The sequence below is a fragment of the Bacillus sp. FJAT-22090 genome, from assembly GCF_001278755.1.
In the GTDB taxonomy this organism is placed as follows: Bacteria; Bacillota; Bacilli; order Bacillales_A; family Planococcaceae; genus Psychrobacillus.
In genome coordinates this window covers 1,375,811-1,400,370 of record NZ_CP012601.1, presented here as the reverse complement: position 1 = coordinate 1,400,370, position 24,560 = coordinate 1,375,811, and the positions used below count along the sequence as shown (strand labels likewise).

The 24,560-nt window shown below is 34.5% G+C and carries 28 protein-coding genes, 1 pseudogene and 1 riboswitch; of the genes and pseudogenes, 24 read left to right on the top strand and 5 right to left on the bottom strand.

The genetic code is table 11. The features are described from left to right. Positions 1-218: 218 nt before the first annotated feature. From AM499_RS07430 to AM499_RS07395, 8 genes are all read left to right on the top strand, one after another. Positions 219-638 carry a hypothetical protein gene (locus AM499_RS07430; protein WP_053589603.1) on the top strand — a complete coding sequence of 140 codons (420 nt, stop codon included), beginning with the start codon at positions 219-221 and terminating at the stop codon, positions 636-638. A 133-nt stretch (positions 639-771) separates the two neighbouring features. After that, positions 772-1,107: a hypothetical protein gene (locus AM499_RS07425; RefSeq protein WP_231687543.1), complete on the top strand. Its 336-nt coding sequence runs from the start codon at positions 772-774 to the stop codon at positions 1,105-1,107. Positions 1,108-1,142: 35 nt separating this feature from the next. After that, on the top strand, positions 1,143-1,721 hold the full coding sequence (locus tag AM499_RS07420; protein WP_053589601.1) for an SCO family protein: 579 nt from the start codon (positions 1,143-1,145) through the stop codon (positions 1,719-1,721). A gap of 16 nt (positions 1,722-1,737) precedes the next feature. Continuing rightward, positions 1,738-2,475 (top strand): hypothetical protein, encoded by a 738-nt coding sequence (locus AM499_RS07415; protein ID WP_053589600.1) that lies wholly within the window; start codon positions 1,738-1,740, stop codon positions 2,473-2,475. A gap of 34 nt (positions 2,476-2,509) precedes the next feature. Continuing rightward, entirely contained in the window at positions 2,510-2,800 is a 291-nt protein-coding gene (locus AM499_RS07410) for a hypothetical protein (RefSeq protein ID WP_053589599.1), read from the top strand. A gap of 18 nt (positions 2,801-2,818) precedes the next feature. Continuing rightward, positions 2,819-3,127: a hypothetical protein gene (locus AM499_RS07405; RefSeq protein ID WP_053589598.1), complete on the top strand. Its 309-nt coding sequence runs from the start codon at positions 2,819-2,821 to the stop codon at positions 3,125-3,127. Beyond that, on the top strand, positions 3,124-6,768 hold the full coding sequence (locus AM499_RS07400) for a multicopper oxidase domain-containing protein (RefSeq protein WP_053589597.1): 3,645 nt from the start codon (positions 3,124-3,126) through the stop codon (positions 6,766-6,768). The genes AM499_RS07405 and AM499_RS07400 overlap by 4 nt, the downstream gene beginning before the upstream one ends. 69 nt (positions 6,769-6,837) lie before the next feature. Beyond that, entirely contained in the window at positions 6,838-7,551 is a 714-nt protein-coding gene (locus AM499_RS07395; protein WP_053589596.1) for a hypothetical protein, read from the top strand. Positions 7,552-7,630: 79 nt separating this feature from the next. On the opposite strand, the gene AM499_RS21635 is transcribed toward AM499_RS07395, so the two are convergent. After that, the gene (locus AM499_RS21635) at positions 7,631-8,131 is read right to left on the bottom strand and encodes a hypothetical protein (protein ID WP_156316768.1); all 501 of its coding nucleotides are present in this window, start codon (positions 8,129-8,131) and stop codon (positions 7,631-7,633) included. A 283-nt stretch (positions 8,132-8,414) separates the two neighbouring features. Between AM499_RS21635 and AM499_RS21300 the strand changes: the two genes are divergently transcribed. Continuing rightward, a complete protein-coding gene (locus AM499_RS21300; RefSeq protein WP_082355197.1) occupies positions 8,415-8,537 on the top strand; it encodes a YjcZ family sporulation protein in 123 nt (40 codons plus the stop codon). Positions 8,538-8,963: 426 nt separating this feature from the next. Here the strand turns inward: AM499_RS21300 and AM499_RS07385 are convergent, their stop codons facing one another. Both AM499_RS07385 and AM499_RS07380 read right to left on the bottom strand, forming a co-directional pair. Further along, positions 8,964-9,383, bottom strand: coding sequence for a universal stress protein (locus AM499_RS07385; protein WP_053589594.1), 420 nt, complete (start codon positions 9,381-9,383; stop codon positions 8,964-8,966). Between the two features lie 12 nt (positions 9,384-9,395). Next, on the bottom strand, positions 9,396-10,823 hold the full coding sequence (locus AM499_RS07380; protein WP_053589593.1) for a SulP family inorganic anion transporter: 1,428 nt from the start codon (positions 10,821-10,823) through the stop codon (positions 9,396-9,398). Between the two features lie 92 nt (positions 10,824-10,915). On the opposite strand from AM499_RS07380, the gene AM499_RS07375 reads away from it, so the two are divergent. After that, the gene (locus AM499_RS07375; protein WP_053589592.1) at positions 10,916-11,467 is read left to right on the top strand and encodes a recombinase family protein; all 552 of its coding nucleotides are present in this window, start codon (positions 10,916-10,918) and stop codon (positions 11,465-11,467) included. 25 nt (positions 11,468-11,492) lie between these two features. Here the strand turns inward: AM499_RS07375 and msrA are convergent, their stop codons facing one another. After that, complete coding sequence (gene msrA / locus AM499_RS07370) at positions 11,493-12,008, bottom strand: peptide-methionine (S)-S-oxide reductase MsrA (RefSeq protein WP_053592126.1); 516 nt, start codon at positions 12,006-12,008, stop codon at positions 11,493-11,495. A 121-nt stretch (positions 12,009-12,129) separates the two neighbouring features. Here msrA and AM499_RS07365 point away from each other — a divergent pair, with 121 nt between their 5' ends. From AM499_RS07365 to metA, 9 genes and pseudogenes are all read left to right on the top strand, one after another. Further along, on the top strand, positions 12,130-13,074 hold the full coding sequence (locus tag AM499_RS07365; RefSeq protein WP_053589591.1) for an LCP family protein: 945 nt from the start codon (positions 12,130-12,132) through the stop codon (positions 13,072-13,074). 70 nt (positions 13,075-13,144) lie between these two features. Beyond that, on the top strand, positions 13,145-14,338 hold the full coding sequence (locus tag AM499_RS07360) for an AI-2E family transporter (protein WP_053589590.1): 1,194 nt from the start codon (positions 13,145-13,147) through the stop codon (positions 14,336-14,338). Between the two features lie 5 nt (positions 14,339-14,343). Further along, positions 14,344-14,739 carry a sporulation protein gene (locus AM499_RS07355; protein ID WP_053589589.1) on the top strand — a complete coding sequence of 132 codons (396 nt, stop codon included), beginning with the start codon at positions 14,344-14,346 and terminating at the stop codon, positions 14,737-14,739. A 100-nt stretch (positions 14,740-14,839) separates the two neighbouring features. Then, positions 14,840-15,055 (top strand): hypothetical protein, encoded by a 216-nt coding sequence (locus AM499_RS07350; RefSeq protein ID WP_053589588.1) that lies wholly within the window; start codon positions 14,840-14,842, stop codon positions 15,053-15,055. Positions 15,056-15,120: 65 nt separating this feature from the next. After that, complete coding sequence (locus AM499_RS22310; protein WP_331457308.1) at positions 15,121-15,252, top strand: RAxF-45 family protein; 132 nt, start codon at positions 15,121-15,123, stop codon at positions 15,250-15,252. A 111-nt stretch (positions 15,253-15,363) separates the two neighbouring features. Next, the gene (gene abc-f / locus AM499_RS07345) at positions 15,364-17,232 is read left to right on the top strand and encodes a ribosomal protection-like ABC-F family protein (protein WP_053589587.1); all 1,869 of its coding nucleotides are present in this window, start codon (positions 15,364-15,366) and stop codon (positions 17,230-17,232) included. 195 nt (positions 17,233-17,427) lie between these two features. Beyond that, positions 17,428-18,492: pseudogene (locus tag AM499_RS22375) on the top strand (HAMP domain-containing protein); the annotation flags it as partial. Then, positions 18,487-19,434, top strand: coding sequence for a methyl-accepting chemotaxis protein (locus AM499_RS22370; RefSeq protein WP_442853790.1), 948 nt, complete (start codon positions 18,487-18,489; stop codon positions 19,432-19,434). The pseudogene AM499_RS22375 and the gene AM499_RS22370, both read left to right, overlap by 6 nt. Positions 19,435-19,503: 69 nt before the next feature. Then, a riboswitch (SAM riboswitch) is annotated at positions 19,504-19,612 on the top strand. A 79-nt stretch (positions 19,613-19,691) separates the two neighbouring features. Then, positions 19,692-20,600, top strand: a complete 909-nt coding sequence (gene metA / locus AM499_RS07335) for a homoserine O-acetyltransferase MetA (protein WP_053589585.1) — start codon at positions 19,692-19,694, stop codon at positions 20,598-20,600. Positions 20,601-20,654: 54 nt separating this feature from the next. Here the strand turns inward: metA and AM499_RS07330 are convergent, their stop codons facing one another. Continuing rightward, positions 20,655-21,587, bottom strand: a complete 933-nt coding sequence (locus AM499_RS07330) for an aldo/keto reductase (protein ID WP_053589584.1) — start codon at positions 21,585-21,587, stop codon at positions 20,655-20,657. A gap of 146 nt (positions 21,588-21,733) precedes the next feature. On the opposite strand from AM499_RS07330, the gene AM499_RS07325 reads away from it, so the two are divergent. The 5 genes from AM499_RS07325 to fosB all read left to right on the top strand — a co-directional run bounded on the left by AM499_RS07325 (position 21,734) and on the right by fosB (position 24,550). Then, positions 21,734-22,252 carry a DUF1572 family protein gene (locus AM499_RS07325; protein WP_053589583.1) on the top strand — a complete coding sequence of 173 codons (519 nt, stop codon included), beginning with the start codon at positions 21,734-21,736 and terminating at the stop codon, positions 22,250-22,252. Beyond that, positions 22,252-22,896 (top strand): alpha/beta hydrolase, encoded by a 645-nt coding sequence (locus AM499_RS07320; protein WP_053589582.1) that lies wholly within the window; start codon positions 22,252-22,254, stop codon positions 22,894-22,896. The genes AM499_RS07325 and AM499_RS07320 overlap by 1 nt, the downstream gene beginning before the upstream one ends. Positions 22,897-22,961: 65 nt before the next feature. Beyond that, positions 22,962-23,492, top strand: coding sequence for a GrpB family protein (locus AM499_RS07315; RefSeq protein WP_053589581.1), 531 nt, complete (start codon positions 22,962-22,964; stop codon positions 23,490-23,492). Positions 23,493-23,504: 12 nt separating this feature from the next. Next, positions 23,505-24,131 (top strand): histidine phosphatase family protein, encoded by a 627-nt coding sequence (locus AM499_RS07310; protein ID WP_082355196.1) that lies wholly within the window; start codon positions 23,505-23,507, stop codon positions 24,129-24,131. Beyond that, a complete protein-coding gene (gene fosB, locus AM499_RS07305; protein WP_053589580.1) occupies positions 24,128-24,550 on the top strand; it encodes a metallothiol transferase FosB in 423 nt (140 codons plus the stop codon). Before AM499_RS07310 ends, fosB begins: the two co-directional genes overlap by 4 nt. Positions 24,551-24,560 lie beyond the last annotated feature (10 nt).

Below are 24,560 nucleotides of genomic sequence, written 5' to 3'. Positions count from 1 at the left end.
AGTGTTTTCGAGTGTTTCCAATTCTAAGTATATTTATTATGCTTTTAGTCCTCACATATAACGTGAAACTGTACATAGTGTATGAACAATGGATAAAAAGAGTTAAAGAGGTGACTGCTGATCTGTCAGACTGCCTACTAGCTTATATCTCAAAGAGTTTTATATAGGACACGTTTCGTTTTCTTCCAATATTACATAACGTATGTAGAGGTGGGGCTATGGAACATACTAAAATCTTGCTTTTCCTATATTTAGATGTCTGTTTAATTATTGGTTTTTATATGTACTTACGAAAAATCAAGAAACTAATTGGTTTTCAATTAGGGATGAATATTAGTGTTGTTATGGGAGGCATGATTTCTTTATTATTCGGTGTACTTCTAATAATCCAATTTCCTTTTCATTTCACATTAATTACCATTATTGCCACGTCGTTAGGAATGATAACGGGGGGATCATTTGGAAAGTTATTCGATTATCAAACATTTGTGACAGGCTTAACAAATGGAATGCTCGTAGGGTTGATGTCGCCGATGATTGGAACAGTATTAGAAATGCCAACAGTGTTTGTTTGGTTCATGCATATTATTTTTGTTTTAAGTTTAATGACAATTTTTATTTCAATAAAAAGGTCGTGATGAACCCTTGCTCCTCATCATGATGTTATTAACGTGGAATTTAATTGAATTAGGCTTTGTTTATAGAATTTTCAAAAAGAAACATTGGATTTTCGATGATCGATTTATTAAGACAATGTGTATGGCCATAACCATGAGTTCTTCATTTGTCTTAGCACTTTATCTTGAACTATTGCTTTTTTCCATAGAAAGAGTTTTTTCTCTTCTTCCAGTTTTAATTGGATTATTTATTGGGTGGAAATTTAGTGCAATCATGAAGGCTCCTGCTACACTAAATGGCATTTATAATGGCGCAATGGGCGGAGTTATGGGGACAATGCTAGGTGCTGTTCTAAAAAATCCTGCACTATGCAATATTCCGATAGAGTCAGAAACGATGATTGCAACAAATATGTATAGTATTACTATTTTTACTGCTTGTCTTCATGCGCTCATAAGTTATTTCATCCGTTATTCGTTTAAAGTGTAAAAACTCTTTTCACAAAAAGTTATTTGGAGGGACTAATGAAAGTATTTGTCAGTATATTGATATTAGCTATAGGTTTTATGGCATTCTTTTTCTTATGGCCAAAATCAATTGATTTACCAAATATTGGCAAAGTTAAAGAGTGGAAACTGTCTGAAGTGAGTGGAAATGATATGTCCATAGAGAAAAAACCAAAGCTTATTTCTTTCTACTATACTAATTGCCCGGATATTTGCCCTACCACCATGATGGACCTAAAAAAATTGCAACAATTAATGAAGGAAAAGGGGATATCAGAAGATCAGTATATTATCCTATCTGTCACGCTGGATCCAGAATATGATACAAATAAGCGGATCCTGGAGTATAAAAATTTATTTGAAATATCAAGCCCTAATTGGTTGTTTTTAAGAGGCTCAGAAGAAGATACAAAAGAATTAACTAATAACTTCAATTTTTACTATAAAAAAGATGAGAATGGATTTCTTACTCACTCCACCTCTATGTATATAGTGGATTCAAATGATCAGATTAGAGCTCATCATGACATGGCGATAGGGAGTAAACGAGTGAATATAGAAGAAATCGCAAATCATTTACAACAGCTAATAAAGTGATTGGGGGGAATCATTTATGGATGAAAAGTTTGTGAAATTAGAAAAGATGACACAAACAGAGGAACTATCGAAGAGCCCTCCATCATTTTCGTCACCTACAAGTGCAGTTTCTATAGAAGAAACAAGAATTCTTACAGAATTTAATAACCAGAAAAATTTATTTAACGTGGTCACTCAAGATGAAACACGCAGGAAGCCTCTTATACTGAAACAATTTTTTAAAATGAAACGAAATCAAGAAGTAGTTGTTTCTTCCATTATCGAAAAAGATGTAAATGTAAGAACAGAAGGAAAAGTTGCAACGATTGGAAGAGATTTCATAATGCTAACTAACCTTAAAAAAAGGATTTGGATTCCTTATACTGCAATAGAAACTGCAAACATCCCTTTCGGTTTTCCTTCCTATTCCAATCCACATCAACACTTTATATATGATAACCAATTGCAGCAAAAGCTCGTTCTTCAATTTGGAGAAACAGTGGCTAAAAAGGATGCGCTAATTAGACAGTTCTTTGAAGAATCTCTACGAACAAATCTTAATTCATGGGGTGGACTGTGGGTTGAAGTTAAGACAGGTGAGAAAATATTTCTGGGAAAAATAATGAAAACAACCAAAAAAGAGCTATTTCTTCATATGTTCAAAACAGAAAAGAGAATCTCACTTAACGAGATTCGATACGTGTCAACGATTGGTCTTTTTCCTTTATGGAGTAATATATTGAAGTCATATTTAAATAAACTTGAAATAAAATGAAGGGTTATGAAATCTAATTATAGGAGGCTTTTTATTGGACCAAACGGAAGATAAATTATATTTGGAATTAAAAAAATGGATGGGAGAAGAAGTACTTGTAATTACAGAGGCAGTACAACTTAACTTATTGGGGCAAGTATTTCGTCCCGTTTTTTCAGGAACAATTTCTGACGTCCATCAAGGGCATATAACGCTGTCACCTGTCATTATCAAAATGGTGAATGCGCCTTTTTATAGATTTCCATTTCCACTTAGTATTCCACTTGAGCAGATTGTATCTTATTCAACTGAAGTACCTAGTGACTTGGTGTTCCCATTAGCATAATTGAGGAGGGATGCGTGAATGACTAACCAGAACAAAGCTAGTATAGTTAATGACTATCGAGAAGTAGCTCTAGTCAATCATTTTAGTAAAAATATTGGGCGAAGAGTGTTTATACTGACAGAATCATTTCCATTTATGTTTATCGGAAAAATTAAAGATGTACTTGGAGATATAGTCGTATTGGATGTGCAAACGACATCGGTACCTGCTTTAGAGGGGAAAGAATGGTACGTGCATATCGACTCAATTGATGTGTTCTATATTGAAACGGGAATTGGAGCAAAAATTCCACATTTAAAAGATAATTCGGATGGGGAAGAAATATGAATAGAAGGTACCACGTAATAGCTATTCCAATTCGAATAGTTTTGAACTCATTTGGTGACCACAATCCAAATGGAATGATGTATGTATTAAAAGAGAATGAACAGAAAGTAAAAGAGTTAGTCAAAAAAAATCCTTTCTCAACAGTTGATCTCGTTCAGCCTCTTGTAATCAGGGCGAATGAAGGAGAAACAGTGGAAATTTTACTCGAAAATAAACTGCCATTTAACATAGGGATGCATTTTCAGCAAGCGGAGTATGAAGTGGACCGAGCTGACGGAGCGAACGTTGGGTTAAACAAAGATAGTACGGTAGCTCCTCTAGATTCCATTTTATATCGAATAAATGCTGTAAAAGAAGGAACGTATTATTTTTCTGATTTAGGTAATCCTTCAAGCGGTCAAAATGGTTCTAACTCAAATGGCCTGTTCGGAGCATTGTTTGTGGAGAAACGCTTTTCCTGGTGGACAGATCCTGAGACCGGGAAGCCGATGAATAGTGGAGTGTATGCTGATGTTCATCATCCGCTTCTACCCTCATTCAGGGAATACGCATGGATATTTCATGATGAAATGGAAGTAGACGATTTAACGGGGAATAGACCAATCAATCATTTAACTAACCAAGAAGAGGAATCATTTCATGGGGCTAATTATAGATATGAGCCGATAAACAGACGTCAACAGCTAATTGCAGAAGGTGTTGTTGGTCCGAATACGGAAGGGGAAGAAGTCCATCATGATTCATGGGTGTTTGGAGATCCATCCACGCCTATTTTGCGAGGTTATGTTGGAGACCCTGCAAAAATCCGAGTCATGCATGGTGGGACACAAGAAACGCACGTCTTTCATTATCACGTTCATCAATGGTTGAGCGATCCGCAAGACCTCAACTCGGAAATTATTGATTCACAATCTATTAGTCCTCAATCACATTATACTATTGAGCCTTTATATGGTTTAGGATGCTTACAAGGATCTTTTGGAGATGCTATTGTTCACTGTCATCTTTATCCACATTTTGCTGCTGGAATGTGGGGATTGAATCGTGTATTTAATACACTTCAGGATGGAAGTCAGTGCTATCCAAATGGAGTTCCCATAAAATCTTTAAAGCCTTTGCCTGACCGAAAAGCGCCTCCAAAGCCTACAAAAATAAAACCTGGATTCCCAAACTTTATACCTGGTAAAGTTGGGTTTAAGGCACCTCGACCACCGCTTAGTATTAAAGGTGGGCGTGGACTAACAGAGTTAGAACGTCATGCTGCTATTAACAATCCTAGACCCGGAGCAGTATTTACAGATCCTTGCCCTGAAGGGACACCGGAGAAGGAATTTAACATCTCAGTAATCGAGCTGCCGATTATATACAATAAACAAGGTTGGCATGATCCAAAAGGAAGAATTTTTGTTCTCGACGAAGATCTAGAAGATGTTTGTTCAGGAAAAAAAGAACCAGAACCACTAGTGATTCACGCTTCAGCACATACTTGCTTTCACATTAATTTTACGAACAAATTACCCCACATTCTCGACGGTGATGCATTTCAGCTCGTCACAAGAACTTATGAAACTGGATTTCATATCCATTTTGTAAAATTTGATGTTCTTGTAAATGATGGAGGAAATGTCGGATGGAACTATGATTCCTCTGTATTACCCGGAGAAACAATACAGTATTCCTATTACGCAGATGTTGAGTTAAAAGCATGGTTTTTCCATGATCATTTATTTCCAAATGCTCATCAGCAACATGGAGTATTTGGATCAGGTGTAGTTCATCCGCGCTTCTCGAAATTCCTCGATTCAAATTCAGGAGAGAATGTCGATCATGGAACACAGATTACTACTGTCAATCCATTAATTCCTGATTATCGTGACTTTGCATTATTTGTCCAAGACTTCACTATGTTGTTTGATAAAAATGGAAAACCACTCCAACCACCAAAATTTCCAGGTTCCGATGACGACCCCGGACTATTTGGTGTAAACTATAAAAACGAGCCTCTGCAATTTCGTTTAGGACCTGACTGTGAGCCAGCTTATTCCTTCAGTTCCTACGTGAATGGTGATCCGATTACACCAATTTTTAAAGCATACGAAGGTGATTCGATTCGTATACGGGTACTTCAAGGAGCTCAGGAAGAATCACACAGTTTTAATGTTCATGGACTTACCTGGCTAAAAGAGAGAGGCAGTTTGAATTCTAAGTTGGAAGATCAACAACATATCGGTATTTCAGAATCATTTACGATGGAAACGTTTATCCCTCGAGCTGGAGATTACTTATGGGCATTCGAGACTGAAGAAGACTTATGGAATGGACTTTGGGGACTGATTCGAGCATATGACGAAAAAGTACCAGATTTAATACCTTTATCAGATCGTCCAGAGCCATTAAAACGATCGAAGCCACTACCTGAATGTGAAGGAAAAAAGCCACCGCAAGCTGAAAATCCTGTTCTTCATATGGATGTAAACGGACCAATTCGCTATTTTGACATTGTCGCTTTCCAACTACCTATTACTTACAACGATTTCGGAGATCACGATCCCCATGGAATTATTTTTTCATTAAAGGAAGATATGGATGATATATTAAAAGGCACAAAAAAGCCGGAACCTTTAATCATACGTGCAAATGTTGGTGATACAGTAGAAGTTACTTTAACGAGCATGTTGAAATTAGATCTATTCCCCTTCAAAGATGGAATATACCCTTATCCTGAAGTGAAAGAGCAGGCATTTTATCCTCCATCCTTGCGGATCTCGCTTCACCCTCAATTGATTCAGTATGATGTGAAAACTTCTGCAGGAGAAACAGTAGGTTTCAATGGAGACCAAACAGTTGGACCAGGAGAAAAAAGGGTGTACCGATGGTGGGTCGATTCTCAAGTAGGAGCTTGTGGGATGTGGGATATGGCGGATATTCGCAATCATAAATCTCAGGGGGCTTTTGGAGCCTTTATTGCAGAACCACGGGGAACGAAATATCTGGACCCTTATACACTAAAGCCGGTTAAATCAGGAGCTAATGTTGTATTGCGCAATCCTTTCTTACCGGATATTAGAGAGTTTGTCCTGATTATGCATGATGGAGTGAGACTGCTTGATAAAAACGATCAGGTTATTCTCGACCCAATTGATGGAATACTCTTGCCGCCGACAGATGCTGAAGAAGAAGTAGTTGACACTTATGATCAAGGATCGAGGGGCTTTAACTATCGAAGCGAACGATTAATCAACCGCTATAAAAAACATCCTGGACTTCAAGAAGTATTTAGTTCACAATTGTTCGGGGATCCGGCAACCCCGTTGTTTGAATGCTATGCAGGGGAACCGGTGACAATTCGGTTAGTTACGCCTGCAGAAAGAAGAAGATCGCATACTTTTCATCTTCACGGCCACCGCTTTCGCTTTGACGTTATGGATATTGATTCTCGAACAGAATCATTCGTTGGATTCAACGTCGCAGGTGCTAAACGGAACTTAGAATTGTTAGGCGGAGCAGGAGCATATGGAAATTTCCCAGGAGACTATATGTATCGTTCAGGAAATATTCAATGGGATATAGAGCAAGGCATGTGGGGGATTATGAGAGTCCACGATGAGGAAAAAGAACACTTACCCCCGCTAGATCAATAGGTAATTATGAGAGAAGAGATTTTTCTTCTCTTTTTTCTACATAAACACTAGGAGAAAGGTGGTGAGAAAATGGAAATAGAAAAGGATATGGATATGGATTGTTTAATACTTGAACAAGAACAAACTAAAGATTTATGTTTTCCAAAAGATTGTTGCCCCGAACGATTCCCTTCACCAAAACTTCCATCCCCAACGGACTGTCTACAACAAGGAGATCTTAAAAAACTTCAGGAAGAGATTAGAGATGCAAATGAACTTCTTTTGGATCTTGCTTTAGCTGATGAACGCCCTCCAGAGGAAACATTTCAAAAAGCTTTTGATGGTTTAATTGGTTTACGAGTTGAAATTACAAATTTGCTAGGTGAAAAAATCGAGGGAACCGTAAACTTAGCTGGATATAATTTTGTCGTCCTTCGAGAAGAAGAAATGATTATCATTTTTCCTTATAGTCAAATTGAAACAATCAAGCCCTATGGTCGGTTTGCAGAGCTTTACCATGACCCAGAACTAAGTGGGATAGATCCATGCTTCAGACGGGATTTAACATTTCACTTTGGTGAAGTGGTTTCTTCTTCCCCAGAATTGATTCATTTATTTTTTAGAGTCCGTTTAAATATCTATTTACTTAATATGGAAGCTAAACGAATTCAAGTGAAAATAGAAGAATCACTAGTTGAGGGATTTCTTGTAGATGTAAATAAAGAAACGATTGTTTTAAAAATGGAAGAAGAAATAAACATTGTCCCAATAGGAAAGATTTCACTTATTACAATAAATTCTTAAATAAAAAAATTCAGCAAGTGAAGTTTCAGTTCACTTGCTGACTTATTTTTTTGAAAAAAAGGAAGTACAATTATCAAAACTAATGACTTGAGATTTGATGATTAGAACTTGATAATTTAACATTTGCAATTTTATCGATGGAAAAAATCCATGTATTACCTTTCCTATGATGTCTTGTTTCAGACTCCTTTAGTTTATTTTCTTCTGCTGGCGTTTTCTGTGTTAACTCTTTGTCCAAATCTTGCAATGAAGCCTCCACTATTTCATCTACTTGCACTTCAATAAAATTAGATCCAACAAAGACAATCATCCCCTTAATTATAGTCCCGTTATCTAACTCGAACTCAGCTTCGCGCCACAATTGCTGACTTAGTCGGAAGTTAAGCCCACCTTGTAAACCAGCCAATCGGATTTTAAAATCAGTGCCGCATAAATCTTCACGGCAAAGGTTACAGTGACAAGTACTGCAACATTCATTGTGGCAACACCGCTTGCATGAACAGTTTTTGTGTTCCAGGTAGTTTTTTTTGTTATGACGTGATTTTTGGCAGTTACAATTCAAAGAATAATGTTTTTCCATTTATAATCCTCCTTTCCTCATAATGTAGTAGCATATGAGTTTTCAGATGTAATAAATGGTTGGTAAACCTAAATCTGCATACACTCTATTAACAAAAGGAAGAGTGGATTTATTAATTTGTTATGAAGTTGAAAAATGTTTTATGAAAGTAACAACCAAACAAGTAGAAGAGTGCACCATTAAAGCGTTCTAATTAAATACTCCGATATTAGGTAAATAACCTTATCAATAACATAATCTTTTCATAATCTATAAATAGTAATATGAAAGGAGGGGGTATAAGATGTCTGGATACGGTGGAAGTGGTGGATACGGCGGATACGGTAATAGTGGATCGGGCTTCGTGTTGATTGTTGTGCTGTTTATCTTACTAATTATTGTAGGAGCATCTTTTATTAAGTACTAAAAATTTGATGGATTATTTGAATTGTTCAAGAGAGTTTCACTCTAACAAGCATTGCTCTTAATAGTAGTGGGCAATTTGTCTGTATTATCGTTTTTAGACTGATGTTTCATTTTAATTAGTATAAAATAATATCGATACAATCCCATTTTGTATCTTCTCTTCAAAAAAATCGATCCTCACTCCAGTGAGTTGGTCGATTTTTTGAATCGTTTAGCGGCAGCTATCTTATCTTTAGTTGTATATTTAGCATAAAAAAATTACACCTCCAATTGTTAGATCGTGTCTAACAATTGGAGTGTAATTCATGAAGAGGTGCTCTTTGACCTAATCACCCGTACATATTGCTGTACATTCGCCGTTTTTTTGTTTTTATTAGTCCTAAACTGGCCACATTAACCTGTATTCGTTAATCTTTTTCAAAAGTATCTATTTTACGATAAGCGCAGGACAGTGAACACGTTTCATCACCTTATGACTTACACTACCTAGCACCATTTCTTGTAGATTATTAAGCCCTCTACTTCCTATAATAACAAGATCAACATTTAGTTCATTTGCTTGTTTAATAATTTCTGGTCCAGGAGTACCGTGGAGAATGGACACTTTGTACGCAATATTATTATTCTTTAGCAATTGTTCGATATGAAATAATTTTTGTCGACGAGTAACTTCCAAAGCTTCAGGTGAACCACCATGTAACATTTCTGTTTTTACTTTTTCGAAGTCTGCAACATAGACGACTTCAACAAACGACTCTTCTGTGCATCTTGCAATTTTAACCGCTTCCTTTGCAGCACGTAGAGCATTTTCAGAGCCGTCAGCTGCAAGTAAAATATGCTTATACATTAATATCCCCCTTTAGTGGTTAGGTGATAATCCTAACAATATATTATATAGTTTTTGACTAGATGCATTTAGACCTACGATTTCAACGGTCGCCCCTTTATCTTCTAATTTTCTGGCAACTTTTAATACACTACCAACCGCAGATTCATCCCAAAGATTGCTGTTTGTAAAGTCGATTTGAATCTTTTTGTCTTCAACATTTTCAAAAGCTTTGATAAAACTTTCGGTTGAGGCGAAAAACAATTGACCTTCTACAATAAATCTTCCATTACGTTCAATTACACTTATTTTAGAAATATTTGCAACAAAGAAAATAGCACTTAATAAAACACCAGCTATGACACCCTTAGAAAGGTCATGAGTTGCAACAACAATTATTACTGTTGAGAGCATCACAAAAGCATCTGTTTTCGGTGCTTTGATAATATATTTAAAGGAGCCCCAATCAAAAGTACCGATGCTAACCATAATCATAATACCTACAAGAACAGGCATTGGAATTTTTACAACGAGATTCCCTAACACAATTATTAAAAACATTAAAAAAAGTCCTGCAATAAGTGTAGAAAGGCGTCCTCTACCGCCAGATTTGACATTAATGACGGATTGTCCAATCATTGCACAACCAGCCATTCCACCAAAAAAACCATTAATGAAGTTTGCAATTCCTTGACCACGTGCTTCCTTATTTTTATCACTTTCTGTATTCGTCATATCATCCACAATAGATGCTGTTAACAATGATTCAAGTAAACCTACAATAGAAAGAGCAATGGAATAAGGGAAGATGATAGCCAACGTTTCAAGATTGAAAGGGACATTCGGTATTAAAAAGTTAGGTAAAGATTGTGTTAGATTTCCTAAGTCACCTATTGTCTTAAGTTCTGCTCCACTAGATATTGCAACAAATGATAATAAAACAATCGCAATAAGCGGGGCCGGAATTGCTTTAAAAAAGCGAGGTACTACATAAACAATTACAAGAGTTATTGCTACATAAATATATGTTAATGTATTAATACCTATAAAATGAGGAACTTGAGCCATAAATATTAGAATTGCAAGTGAATTTACAAAACCAATCATTACGGCATTGGGAATAAATTTCATTAATTTTGCTATTTTAAAAACACCAAATAATATTTGAATAACTCCAGTTAAAATGGTCGCTGCAAGTAAATAGTCCAGACCGTGTTCTTTAACTAGTGGCACCATAAGAAGAGCCATTGCTCCTGTTGCTGCTGATATCATCCCAGGTCTCCCACCAACAAATGCTATAATGACTGCTATACAAAAAGACGCATATAAACCTACCATGGGATTAACACCAGCGATAATTGAAAAAGCAATAGCCTCTGGAATTAGCGCAAGAGCTACAACGATGCCCGAGAGTATATCACCACGAATATTTCCAAACCATTGTTCTTTGATCGTTTGCATGTTAAAACTCCTTCGATTAAAATTGACTAAAATATCATAGCACGCATATTCCTAAAAAGGAACCTTTATGAGACTGATTTGAGGCGATAAATATGATTTATGGATACAAAAGACCTTTGTATAACGACGAAGATTGTATAGAACAAACAAAAAAATTAAATGATTTTCAAGTAAGTTATGTTTTAAAAGAGAAACACGGCTCACCTAAAAAAAGGGAGGCCTTAGAAGAATTATTGATGACAATGCAAAAAGGGGATGTAATCGTAGTTGAAAAATTCATCGTTCTTGCAGATACTTTGCATCACTTAATGGATTTATTAAAAATAGTAAAAAAAGATGGAGTATCTATTCGATTTATTGATGAAGAGTTATCAAGTGATCGAGTTTTGGAGGAAAGTTTGTCAACTATTTTGTCGCACTTCATACGGTTTCATTCTGATATTATTAAACAATCAACGAAGCTTGGACTAGAGACCGCAAAGAGCCAAGGGAAAAGTTTAGGACGTCCCAAAAAATCAGATGAAAATATTAAAAAAGCTATTGAAATGTACCATAGCAATCATTACACATTGTTAGATATTAAAAATCAAACAGGCATTAGTAAATCAACATTGTATAGATACTTAGAAAATACGGAAGTATAAAAAAGAGAGCTAGCAAAGCTAGCTCTTATTTCCAGTTTTTCTCTATAAATTCGTCTCTGCCAGATTGGGCTCTGTCTTCTTTGTAATGATTCGGACTCTTTTTATAAAAATCCTGATGGTACTCTTCTGCTTCGTAAAAAGTCTTTGCTTCTCGAATGCTCGTTACAATTGGCTTTGAAAATTTACCGCTTGCTGCAAGTAATTCCTTCGATTTTTCAGCTTGCTTTCTTTGCTCCTCTGAATGTACGAAAATTGCTGTAGTGTAACTTTCACCGCGGTCTTGAAATTGACCTCCAGCATCTGTTGGGTCTATTTGTTGCCAATAAATTTCTAATAATTGTTCATAAGAAAAAACTTCAGGGTTGAATTGAATTTCTACAACTTCTAGATGACCCGATTCACCTTTTTTAACATCTTCATATGTTGGATTTTCTAAATGCCCTCCCATATAACCAGATGTCACTTTATGTATACCATCCCATGAATCAAACGGTTTTACCATACACCAAAAACAGCCGCCTGCAAAAGTTGCTTTTTCTATCAAATTTACCCCTCCTAATCTTCTAAAACTTATTCTATCATTTCAAGTAACGATGCACAAAAAACTGAAACTAAATGTTTCAAAATACGTTATTATTATAATATGAAGGAGAGATTTTAGGATGGATGAAATTCAAGAAAAACAAACAAGGCGAAAGCGCAAAAGAAAACTTAGATTAGGTAGAGTTTTTATTTCTTTATTAGTAGTAGTCATATTAATTGGGGGAGTATATTCTATTGTTCAATATAATATTGGATACAAATTAAGTAGCAATAATAGTAATAATAATCCTTCAGAATTTAAGGGTGATGTACTTGCTTCTGGGGAAAGGGAAAATATTTTAGTTCTCGGTGTGGATTCTCGTGGACAAGATAAAGCTCGTACAGATACTATGATGATTATTTCTTGGGATAAAAAGGAAAATGATGTGAAAATTATTTCTTTTATGCGAGATATATATGCAGATATACCAGGGCATAAATCATATAAACTAAATACTGCCTATTATTTAGGAGAAGTTCAATTATTGACAGAAACACTCAAAGGAATGTTTGATATACCAATTCATCATTATGCGCTTATTGACTTTAGCAGTTTTGAATCATTGGTAGATATAATTGCTCCTGAAGGGGTGCCGATAAATGTTGAAAAAGATATGTCAGAAAAAATTGGTGTTTCTTTAACGAAAGGCCAACAGAACCTAAATGGTAAAGAATTGCTCGGTTATGCAAGATTCCGCTCTGATGAAGAAGGAGATTTTGGAAGAGTTTCTCGTCAGCAAATCGTTATTGAGGCATTAAAGGATGAAATGCTTTCTTTTCAAAGCTTACCGAATGTACCCAAATTTGTAGGTGCTATGGAGGGTTATATAGAAACAGACTATTCTAAAACCGATAAGGGAAAACGAGTGATTGATGCTATTACAAGTGGAAAGCTTGAAATTGATAAATTAACGATTCCAGTGGAAGGGTCGTATTCCTTTAATAGCTATTCTCATGCTGGTTCTGTTATTGAGATTGATACAGAAGAAAATAAAACAGCCATTACGAAATTTTTAGAAAAGTAAATCGCATACGTTGCTAAACTTTTTTTTCCTCCGTAAAATAAGAATATATAGAAAAGGGAGTTTGATAAAAGTGGAGCCTGAAAAACCTTCTTTTTTTTCTACGAGATACATAAAATTTCTAGGTGGACGTAATACTTTCTTTACACTAATTATGCTTTTGTTAATCGGACTTGTCATTATGATATACGACAAGATATCATTTATATTTGTTCCGTTAACTGTTTTTTTAGGTAATGTAATTTTACCTATCATACTAGCAGTCATTGTATATTATTTGCTAAGACCATTACTACGCATGCTCGAGCGTATTAAAATTCCGAGAGTATGGGGTATACTAATTATCTTCTTAGCATTAATTGGTCTTATCACACTACTTGTCTTTTTAGTCTTTCCTTTTTTAAAGGCACAGTCTACGAAGCTGGTTGCAGAGTTCCCTGGGTATTTTATACAATTGTTTAATTCACTTGATACTTTTTTACGAACATCTATAGTTTCCGATTATTATTCACAAATCGAAACTCAGGTAAATACCATTTTAAAAGATCTTCCAGCTGAAATAGGTGAGTTTATTCAAAGCACTGTAACAGGGATAGCTACTGGTTTATCTTCATTAGTTGGTATGTTGACTAGCTTCATTTTGGCAATTGTAACTGTACCATTTATCGTATTCTATTTATTAAAAGATGGTGAAAATCTACCAAAATATGTTATGAAGCTTTTTCCACCACGTATGCGAGATGATTTACAATCTGTTTTCCATAATATCGATAAACAAATTAGTTCATACATTCAAGGACAGATTTTAGTTTCGATATGTATAGGATTTATGATATTTATCGGTTTCTCCATTATTGGAATGGATTATGCATTACTACTTGGAGTTATAGCATCTGTAACAAGTGTCGTACCATATTTAGGGCCAGTGATAGCAATTACACCTGCTGCAATAATTGCTCTTGTTACTTCTCCTTTAATGTTAGTAAAGCTTGCAGTAGTATGGACAATAGTACAATTAGTAGAAGGGAAATTTATCTCTCCACAAATAATGGGTAAATCTCTACATGTACATCCTATAACTATAATATTTGTTTTAATTACCTCTGGATCTTTATTTGGTGTACCAGGTGTAATACTAGGGATTCCAGGGTATGCAATATTAAAGGTTATAATTTCACATTTTTATACTTTATTTAAAAGACGTTATAATAAATATGAACCACTTATAGAAAATCATTATGAGTATACAAATAACAAGGTGGATTGAGAGTAATGGCGAGGAAATTTGAATCTTGCATTGAGGTACAATCAATAAAAATAGAAACAGTAGTTGATCATCCATATATTGAACATGGTATTAACTTATCAGGGACAATATATATTAACGGAGTACATGATGATGAATCAATTGAAAATATCAAACTAGAGGTTTTCAAATTAGTAAATGGGGAAGTTACAAAAGTTATCTCCAAGCATTCGATTGAACTTGTCGGAGCTGTGGCTTCTAAAGATGTTCAAATGATTCCCTTTGAAATAATGCCAGATGAAAGATGGCTTCCAGATGGCGATGACGACGTAAGCAATCTTATACTTAGAACTACCGTATTATTCGAAAATGGTTCTGAATATAATGACGAAGATGAAATTCACTTTGATATTGAAGAATAACCAAAGGGTTTCATTCACTCCAATACATTTTGTATTGGAGTTTTTTTATGGATAAATGTTGTGGATTTGAGCAATCTAATCAAAAACGAGGAGACATTTTATGCGAAAATTTATAAGCGTTACTCTAGTTTTTCTATTGCTCAGTCTATCTGCTTGCGGTTCAAATCGTGATACAAATGGTCCGCCAAAACCGGAAACGCAGCTTGATAGTAAAACAGGTAATAGTCCTGTTACCGGTAATGAAGATGTAAATATAGAAAATGAAGAAGGTGTTATTGATAAAAACAATGACAATGATCATCTAATTGATAAATGATTATTGTGTTGGAAAAAATTATGTGTTAGAATATTCGTAACTAACTGAACGGAGGTGAAGAAAGAATGAAAAACACTGTGAATGCACATGGATTTATATTGGAATTTTTATCCACTTCTTGTGCGATTACTCATGAAATTTCTAACAACGGGATAAGTCTGCCCATTTTTTGCAAATTACATGTAATTCACAGCTGATAAGTCATTCTTTCTGAACCATAATATGTGGGAAAGACTGCTTTTTAAGCAGTCTTTTTTTATGCAGAAAAATGCTTCCAGCTATATTGAACTTGAAAGGAAGCGGAAATAATGATTTGTACAATTAAAGATGTAAGCAAAATGCTCGGAGGAAATACCATTTTTGAAAGCTTATCATTGTCGATTAAAACTGGAGAAAAATTAGGTGTTGTTGGAAGAAACGGCTCAGGTAAAACGACACTTTTTAAATTAATAATCGGTACGGAGGCACCTGATAAAGGTGTTATCAGCTTTAAAAAAGGAACTAAAATTGGATATTTAGCACAGATACCTACATTTTCAGATGAAGTAACAGGAATGGATGTTTTAAATAGTGCATTTGAAAAGCTAAAAGCACTACAAACAAAAATGCAACAATTAGAAGAAAAGTTATCGTGTACCGATCAACCTAATATGGAAAAATTACTCCAGGAATATGGAGAAGTGCAAGAGGACTTTACTAACCAGGGCGGTTATTCTTTGGATTCAGAAATAGATAAAGTCATCCAGGGTTTACAATTATCTTCATTTGTTCATCAATCTTTTTCAAACCTAAGTGGAGGAGAGCAAACAAAGATAATGCTTGGTAAATTATTGTTATCACAGCCCGATTTACTGTTACTAGATGAACCTACAAACCATTTAGATTTATTCGCAGTTGAATGGTTGGAGCAATATTTAGTTAACTACACAGGTACAGTTGTAATTATTTCGCACGATAGATATTTTCTAGATCAAGTAATTACAAAAGTAGCTGATTTAGAGGATGGAGAACTAACTCTCTACCATGGTAATTATTCTTCTTATATTGTTAACAAGGAAGAACGACTCATGCGGGAATTTCAAGAATATGAGGAACAACAAAAAAAGATAAAGAAAATGAAGGAAGCCATTAAACGGTTAAGACAGTGGGCAAATGAAGCTGTTCCTCCAAATCCTGGTCTTCATCGGCAAGCTAGGAACATGGAACGTGCATTGGAAAGAATGGAGAAACTGAGAAAACCAATTATCGACCCTAAAAAGATGAGTTTATCATTCGAAGCTGCATCTAGAAGTGGAAAAGAAGTTGTCATAATGGATAACGTTTCTAAATCATTTGGCAATAAGGTTCTGCTTCATAAATCAAATTTAAATGTGTATTGGAAAGAAAGAGTTGCGATCGTTGGTAGAAATGGAACTGGAAAATCAACAATTTTACGATTATTGCTAGGAGAAATTTTGGCTGATGAAGGAAATGCTAGATTAGGCAGTAATGTTAGAATCGGATTTCTTTCACAACACTTTGAAATATTAAATCCAAAAGAACGTTTAATAGATGTATTTAGAAGTGAAGTGAGTGTTGTTGAAGCGGAAGCACGGCATATTTTAGCTAAGTTTATGTTTTATGGTCCTGATGTCTTTAAACGAGTTGGGGATTTAAGTGGAGGAGAACGTATGCGTCTTCGTCTTGCTCAACTAATGCACCAAGATATAAATTTGTTGATATTAGATGAACCAACAAACCATTTAGATATTGAATCGAGAGAAGTATTGGAAGATGCTCTAGAGGATTTTCAAGGAACTATTCTATGCGTTTCTCATGATCGATACTTTTTAAATAAGTTATTTCATCGTACAGTTTGGTTAGATTCCGGTCATTTGACAACTTTTGAAGGACCTTATAATTGGGCTCGAGGGAAATGGAACGAGCTACTAGTAAAACAGGAGTCAATCAATACAGTAGAAAACATAGATAAGGTAAGAACTTATAAAAGTAGAGATAAAAAAGAAAAATCAACAGAAGAACAAATTTTTGAATTGGAAATCGAACTAAGTAAACTGAAGAAAGAAAAGGATATTCAGAAGGAATGGAATGATTATGAAAAATTATTATGGTCGATTGACGAGAAGGAAGAAAAACTTGAAAAATTAATAGAGATCTGGTTGGAGAGACAAGAATGAAGATATTCATGATTATTAAGTCCGTTTAACTCAAAAAAATGTGTGATAGTTCCTATAAAATTAATAATTTAAATATTAACTTTCTCGTTTTTAGCCGATATAATCAGAAAGATATACTATGTCCTAGTTTTAGAAATAGTAAATTTATCCTTATTAAGGCAATTATATCTTAAAAAAACAGAAAGTAGATGAAATATGAAAATTTCTATCAAATGGAAAATAATTATTACTGTAATGATTTTAATTGTAATTAGTATGACTGCATTAAGTTTTATAAGTACTTTTACGATTAAAGACAAAACGGAAGAAAGTTTAACTGATCAAAGTCATGTATTAGTGAACGAAATGTCCTCTTCCATTCAAAATTATCTCAGTGTCTATGAAAAGGGGGTTATGCAAATATCCACTACAAAGGAAGTGGTGGATTTTCAAGCGGAATCTAGTACTTCAGATGCAGTCATTGCTTCACAGCTAGAGAAACAATTAGATTCTAAATTTACTGAGTTTACAACGTTGTACGACGCGGTTGCTTCCGTTTACTATGCATTACCGAACAAACATATTGAAATAATACCTGAAGCTGATTTAGGGAAAGATTTCGACGCAACAACTAGAGATTGGTATAAAAATGCAGTAGCCAATAAAGATGATTTTAGTTGGTCCAAACCTTATTTAGATGCTGCAACGGGAGAATATGCAATTTCTGGTGCAAAAGCAGTACTTAAGAATGGTCAAGTTGTTGGAGTTGTCGGCATTGATATATTACTTTCGAAGTTAACAGAAACAATTTCATCCAATGAGTTAGGATTTGAAGGTTTTCCGATTATCGTGGAGAACGACGGCACAGCAATTGTTCATCCTACCATGTTTGGTGAGAATTTGTCAGAATATGCTTATATTAATAAAATATTTTCTAGTTCTTTAAATGAAGGAGTAGTCAAAGATACTTCCGAAGGACTTTCAACGGTTACAGTATTTACGACAATACCTGATTTGAACTGGAAGCTTGGTGCAGTATACGAGCAAGAAAAAGTTAATCAAACAGCTGATAGTATTCGAAATCTCATTTTAGTTATTACTGCTGTTATATTAGTGCTGATGTTTATTGTGCTATATTACACTACTCATCATATTTTAAAACCGATAGATCAATTAAAAAAACTAATGGATTCGGTTGCAGAAGGAGATTTAACTGTTCACGCGAACGTAAAGTCATCCGATGAAATTGGACAATTAGCTAAAAATTTCAATAAAATGACTGAGAGCATGCATGAAATTATTCAAGTAGTAAAAGAATCTGCAAGTAATGTTCAAGTAAGTTCTGAAAGTCTTAGTGCAGTTGCAGAGGAAACAACTGCATCATCAGAACAAGTATCCGTAGCTGTGGGTGAAATAGCTGAAGGTGCTTCAAAATCTGCTGAAGATGCGGAAGAAGTAACAGATAGCTCTTCACATTTAAGTAATCAAATTAATTTAATTAATGAAAAATCGCTTGTAATGACTGATATTGCTACGAAAGCAAATAAAATGAATGCAAATGGCCAAAAACAAATGGGTGAACTTAAATCATCCTTTAACAATTGGGAGTCCAATTTAAAGTCTATGTCTGATGTAGTCGATACTTTAGAAAACAAAGTAAAAGCTATTGGAGGGGTTATGGAAACCATCATGGAGATTTCTGCTCAAACAAATCTACTTGCATTAAATGCAAGTATAGAAGCAGCAAGGGCTGGTGAACATGGAAAAGGTTTTGCGGTAGTAGCAGAGGAAGTAAGAAAGCTTGCTGAGCAATCTGCCAGAGCGACTGAAGATGTTAAAAAGACTATTACTGAATTACAGAAAGAATCCGTTTTAGTAAGCCAACAAATGACTGAAACTAGGGAAACTTTCCGTATACAAGGGACAGTAGTTACAGATACGGAAATAACATTTAGTGAAATCTCAAATTTAATGGAGAATATGCAATCCTCTATTGATGAGGTTTCCGACGAGATTAACCAAGTTTCTAAATACAAAGAACAAGTAGTTGAAACGATTCAAATGATGGCAGCGACTTCTCAACAAACTGCTGCTGCATGCGAGGAAGTTAGTGCATCTTCAGACGAACAGCTTCGGGCAATTCAATCCGTTGCAGATGCTTCTGAAACATTAACAGAACTTAGCGATAAATTAGCAGAAGCAGTGAATCGTTTTAAAGTATAATAATCCATTGCTTAAATGTTCAGAAAATGATAGTATAAAAAATAATGTAGTAGAATAACAAATAATATACTCTTATCAAGAGAAGCAGAGGGAAATGGCCCTGTGAAGCTTCAGCAACCTCTGACACATGTCAGAAAGGTGCTAACTCCTACAAGATATCAATCTTGAAAGATAAGAACTGAGAGCATTTGCTTACCCTCTTTTCTTATTTATTAGAAGAGAGGGTTTTTTATTTTTACGGAAAAGAGGAGAAATGTATGCCAATTAAGATTCCCAAACAATTGCCAGCAGCTGAATTGCTGAAGAAAGAAAAGATTTTTATCATGGACGAGGAGCGCGCAATTGCTCAGGATATCCGTCCTCTAAACATAATTATATTAAATCTAATGCCAGAAAAAGAAAAAACGGAATTACAACTACTAAGACTATTAGGTAATACACCATTACAAGTGAATGTTACATTTATGAATACAGCAACACATGAATCCAAAAATGTAAGTAAAACGCATCTAGACACTTTCTATACTACTTTTGAAGAGATTAAACTTCGCAAATATGATGGGATGATTATTACTGGAGCACCAATTGAACATTTGAATTTTGAAGATGTAAATTATTGGAGTGAGATGACAGAAATAATGGATTGGTCGAAAACAAACGTCACTTCTGTCTTACATATATGTTGGGGTGCACAAGCTGCACTTTATCATCATTATGGAATTGGTAAATTTGAATTGTCTAAGAAATGCTTTGGTGTATTTTCTCACCGTTTATCCGATCCAACTGTGAATTTAGTCCGTGGTTTCAATGACGAGTTTTATGCGCCCGTTTCTCGTTATACTTCTGTTTCATATGATGAAATAATAACTGATTCCAGACTTAATCTGCTTTCTAATTCTGAAGATGCAGGGGTATTCCTTGTAATATCAAATGACGAAAAGCATATCATGATTACTGGTCATTTAGAATATGATGCAACAACTTTAGCGGAAGAATATGCTCGGGATGTGAATAAAGGTATTGAAATCGATGTACCTGAAAATTATTTTCCTAATAATGATCCTTCGACACAACCATTAAATTCTTGGCGTTCACATACTCATTTATTGTTTTCTAATTGGTTAAATTATTATGTCTATCAAGAAACGCCATACGAATGGGAATAATTCAGAAGAGGCTGAGAAAGATTATTCTTTCGTTCAGCCTCTTGTTCTATTTATTTAATGAAATATTTGGTCAATTCTATCTATTTCTTGTTTTGTTAATTGAACATCTACAGTTTTCAAATTATCTATAACTTGTTCAGGTTTTTTAGCCCCTGGAATTATAACATCAATATTTTCTTTCGTTAAATACCATGCAAGCACAATATTAGAAACACCTACATTTTTATCATTAGCAATTTGGCGAAGCTGCTCTACCTTTTCTAAGTTGTTAATATATGTTTCTCCTTGGAATAACGGATTTTTTGTGAGACCTTCTCTAAAAGTACTGCCTTTATCATACTTACCTGTTAATAAGCCCGAAGCAAGCGGAAAATAAGGAATAAAGGAAATATTACGCTCATTTGTATATGGAAGCAAATCCTTTTCTGCATCGCGTTTTAATAAGTTATATCCAGATTGAAGAACTTCAATATAACCATCTTGGTTACCTTCTTTTAACTGTTCAAAAGTAAAGTTGGATACTCCAATTGCACGGATTTTTCCTTCTTCCTTTAAACGTTGAAGAGTACCGACTGCCTCAGCTTTTGGTGTGTTTTCATCGGGAAAATGAATATAGAATAAATCAATATAGTCCGTTTGAAGTCGTTTTAAACTGTTTTCCACAGTTTCTCTTAAAAATGCAGGTGAGTTGTCAATGACTACTTTTTCACCGGTCATTTTATGAGCGCCCTTAGTAGCAAGAATTATTTCACTACGTTTCTTCGTTTCTTTTAATACTTCCCCAATTAACTCTTCTGATCTTCCGATGCCGTAAATAAAGGCAGTATCTAGAAAACTAATTCCATGATTAAGTGCTGTATGCACAATGTCTTTTCCGGTTTCATCATTTAAATTCGGAAATAAATTATGGCCACCAACTGCATTTGTTCCAAGGCCAACGGGATTTACAAATAATCCGGTTTTACCAAATTCTATTTTTTTACTCATAGTAGTAAAAACAACTCCTATTCAATATATTCTAGTATAATATTACCAATAATGTCCTTTTACTCAAAGAATTTTGGTTTATCAAAAGAAATGGGGAAGGAGATTCATAATATTTATTGAACTATGTTTTAAAGGAGATGATTAGATTGTCAAATTCAACTAATTTTCATGCTGATTTTATTCGAAATATACGGTCAAAATTGGAGGAATTGAAAAGTGATACAAAGAAAGCGATCATGCAAATGGAGGAAGAATCCATTTGTTGGTCACCAAACGAACAATCAAATAGTGTAGATGTACTGGTGAAGCATATGAGTGGAAACTTAATTTCTCGTTGGACAGACTTTTTAACAACTGATGGAGAAAAAAAAGACAGAGATCGTGATAGTGAATTCGAAAGTACGATAGAATCACGGGAAGAGTTGCTTAAAGTGTGGGAAAATGGGTGTGATGCATTTTTCAAAGCGATAGACAGTATAGAAGAAAAACACTTACTTCAAACTATTTATATTCGCAATAAACCACATACTGTTTTGGAAGCAATCATTCGGAGTATTACACATATTTCAATTCATGTGGGACAGGTAATATATATAGCCAAACAAGTTACACCAGAAGACAAGTGGACAACTTTGTCGATACCTAAAAGAAAGGATAAGAAGTAATGAATTCAAATTTTACTTATATTCATAGTTCTCCACAAATTTCAGATGAGAATAAAAAATATCCAGCATTATTTTTATTGCATGGAATGGGAAGTAATGAAAACGATTTGGTTGGACTCGTTTCTAACTTAAAGGAGAAATGCCATATATTTAGTATACGTGGGCCAATTTCTCAACCACCTGGATATGCCTTTTTCACGATAGAGGGTCTCGGAAAACCTCATCGTGCAGTATTTGATCAGGTAGTACAAGATCTTCAGTCATTTATCAAAGAAATAACTAATAATCATTCGATTGATTCAAATAAACTCTTCCTTCTTGGTTTTAGCCAAGGTGCTATATTGACTCAATCATTAGCATTAGTAATGGGTGATAAAATAAAAGGAATTGTTGCACTAAGTGGCTATATTCCGTCGTTTGTGAAAGATGAGTATGCACATCAACCAGTAAATAAATTAAATGCATTTATATCTCATGGCGAATTTGATAATATGCTTCCATTTGAATGGGGAACTGCTAGTAGAGACTATTTCTTAGAAAAGGGAGCAAGTGTTACCTTTAAGAACTATCCTGTTTCACATGGTGTTGCACCAGAAAATCAAAGAGATTTAGTTACCTTTTTAGACGAACTATTACTGAAATAAAGGATTATCCTCCCCTCTTGAAGAATATGTAAGAGGGGTAATTTTATGAAACAGGAGAGTTTTTCATGAGGCTAGGATTATCTAAAGATGAAGTAAAATTAAATAATTATACGAGTGAATGGAATATAGAATTTAATAGAGTTAAAGAAGAGATCATGTTGGTAACTAAATTGGAAACAAAACGGATCGAACATATTGGTAGTACGGCAATTAAAGATATGGTAGCAAAACCAATCATCGATATTTTAATCGGCATTGAAGATACAAAACATATAGATAACAACATGATGAAAGCTCTCCAGAGTATTGGTTTTCTTCCATTGCGAGTGGAAAGGCCGGGAGAAATTGTATTAGCAAAATTTTTAGATGATACATACAAAGTAAAAACACATTATATCCATTTAGTCGATTACGACAAAGAGCTTTGGAAAAACCTAATTTTTTTTAGAGACTACTTAAATACAATAGATGAGGCAAGAGATGAATATAAAAAGTTAAAAGTAGCTTTAGCTGAAAGAAAAAGTATAAATATAACAACGTATACAAATTTAAAAGAACCTTTTGTGAAAGGTATATTTTCTTTACGTACAAATTAAGAGGTGAAAATTATGATTACAAATTTATATTTTGTTAGACATGCGCACTCTACATATACGACTAATGAACTTGAAAGACCACTATCAGTCAGAGGTAAAGAAGACTCAAAGTTAGTAACCGATCGATTAAAGCTAGAAAACATTGACTTTGTCATTTCTAGCCCATATAAACGGGCGATTCAAACAGTTGAAGGTATTTCCGAGTACCTTGGCTGTAACATTGAGATTAATAAAGATTTTAGAGAACGCACTTTGTCTTTACTTCCTGTAGAAGATTTTAATAAGGCTATAACAAAAGTATGGTCAAACCCTGATTTCTTTTTTGATGGTGGTGAGTCGAATAAAAAAGCACAACAAAGAGGGATTACAGCAACCATGCAAGTTCTAGATGAATACAAAGGAAAAAATGTTGTAATCGGCACACATGGTAACATCATGGTTTTGATCATGAACTTCTTTGATCAGCAATATGATTTTCATTTTTGGGAGATGCTCGCTATGCCAGACATATATAGGCTATCTTTTTATGAGAATCACTTAATAGAAGTTAGAAGAATAGATGAGAATAAAAAGAACTCGTTAAATACCGGATACACAATTTATAAACCTATAGAAATTAAAAACGAGGGGAAGAAATGAAGATTAAAGGCTTAAATCATTTTTTGTTTTCTGTATCCAATTTAGAGCAATCGATCAAATTTTATCAAGATGTATTTGATGCAAGGCTATTGGTGAAAGGAAAAAGTACCGCTTATTTTGATTTAAGTGGAATGTGGCTTGCATTAAATGAAGAAAAGAATGTACCACGAAATGAAATTAATAAGTCCTATACACATATTGCTTTTACAATAGAGGAAGCCGACTTTGAAAATACACACGTAAGATTAATGGAGTTGGGAGTAAATATACTTGTAGGACGAGAAAGAGATAAAAGAGACAAGAAGTCTATTTACTTCACTGATCTAGACGGTCATAAATTCGAATTTCATACCGGTACATTACAAGACAGAATGGAGTACTATCGACTTGAAAAAAAGCATATGGAATTTAATGATTAAATAATATAAA